The organism is Acidovorax sp. KPB24-03 (assembly GCF_057546605.1).
This window is the reverse complement of record NZ_BAAJYR010000651.1, coordinates 1-1383: the sequence shown is the minus strand read 5'-3', so window position 1 is coordinate 1383 and position 1383 is coordinate 1. Positions and strand designations below refer to the sequence as shown.

General features: G+C 73.5%; 1 protein-coding gene. It reads right to left on the bottom strand.

The genetic code is table 11. The features are described 5' to 3' along the window. Window positions 1-79 precede the first annotated feature (79 nt). A partial coding sequence (locus AC27KI_RS24855) for a molybdopterin-dependent oxidoreductase (protein WP_487116455.1) occupies window positions 80-1383 on the bottom strand: 1304 nt, incomplete at its 5' end.

The following is a 1383-nucleotide window of genomic DNA, read 5'->3' as shown; positions in this document are numbered from 1 at the left end:
CCCCCGGCGATGCCGCGGCGCAGCGTGTCGGCGCGGTTCAACGTGATCGGCTCGCGGCCCTGCACCTTGGTGGCGCGGCTCACGCGGCCGTGGTCGTATTGGCTGTGCAGCCGCGCCGCGGGCTGGTGCGACAGCAGGTGGATGGGCCAGGCCGATGCCTCGGGCGCGAACCACGTGGCCTGGCCCGGGCAGTCGCCGTAGCCGAAGCGGTCGATGGTCTGCGAGAACAGCTCGATGCGCCCCGAGGGCGTGGGCAGCGGGTGCGCGGCCGGGTCTTGCCGAAAGCGTTCCAGCAGCACCACGGGCGCGGCGGGCCGGGGCACTCGAGGTGGCCGGCGCTCCAGAACGCGTCGAACGATGGCAGTGCGATGCCCGCCGCCTCCGCGCGTGGCCGGGCGGCTTCGTACAGGTGGCGCAGCCATTGCGCCGTGTCGCGCCCTTCGGTGTAGGCGGCCTCGAAGCCCAGCCGCGCGGCCAGCGCGCGGAAGATGGCGTAGTCGTCGCGGGCCTCGCCCACGGGCGCGATGGCCGCGCGCATGGCGATCATGCGTGGCTCGCTGCCGGCGCTGCCGATGTCGTCGCGCTCCAGCGAGGTGGTGGCGGGCAGCACGATGTCGGAGTATTTGGCCTGCGCCGTCCACATCTGTTCGTGCGTCACGATGGTCTCGGGCCGTTGCCAGGCCTCGATGGTGCGGTTCAGGTCCTGGTGGTGGTGGAACACGTTGCCGCCGGCCCAGTACAGCGGGCGGGCATGGGGGTAGCGACGGCGTTCGCCGTTGTAGTCGAAGGGCTCGCAGGGCTGCAGCAGCATGTCGGCGATGCGCGCCACGGGGATGAAGGCGCCCACGGGGTTGTGCCCCTGCGGCAGGCGCGCGCCCGAGAAGCTGCCGTGCCCGCTGCCGATGTAGTTCATGCAGCCGTACCCCAGGCCGAAGCCGCCGCCGGGCAGCCCGATCTGGCCCAGCAGCGCGGCCAGCGTGACGGCCATCCAGAACGGCTGCTCGCCGTGCCGAGCGCGCTGCAGCGAGTAGGTGCAGTTGACGAGGGTGCGCTGGCGGGCCATGCGCCGCGCCAGCGCCACGATGCGCTCGGCGGGAATGCCGGTCTGCGCGGCGGCCCATTCGGGCGTCTTGGCGGTGCCGTCGGCACCGTGGCCCAGCAGGGCGTCGCGCACGCGGTCGAAGCCCACGGTGTAGCGGGCGCAGAAGGCGGCGTCGTGCAGGCCTTCGGTGACCAGCACGTGGGCCAGGCCCATCATCAGCGCGGTGTCGGTGCCGGGGCGGATCGGCAGCCACTCGGCGGTGGGCACGGCCGCCAGGTCGTCGCGCGCCGGGCTGATGTTGACGAAGGCCGTGCGCCCGCTCGCGGCCATGCGGGCCAGGG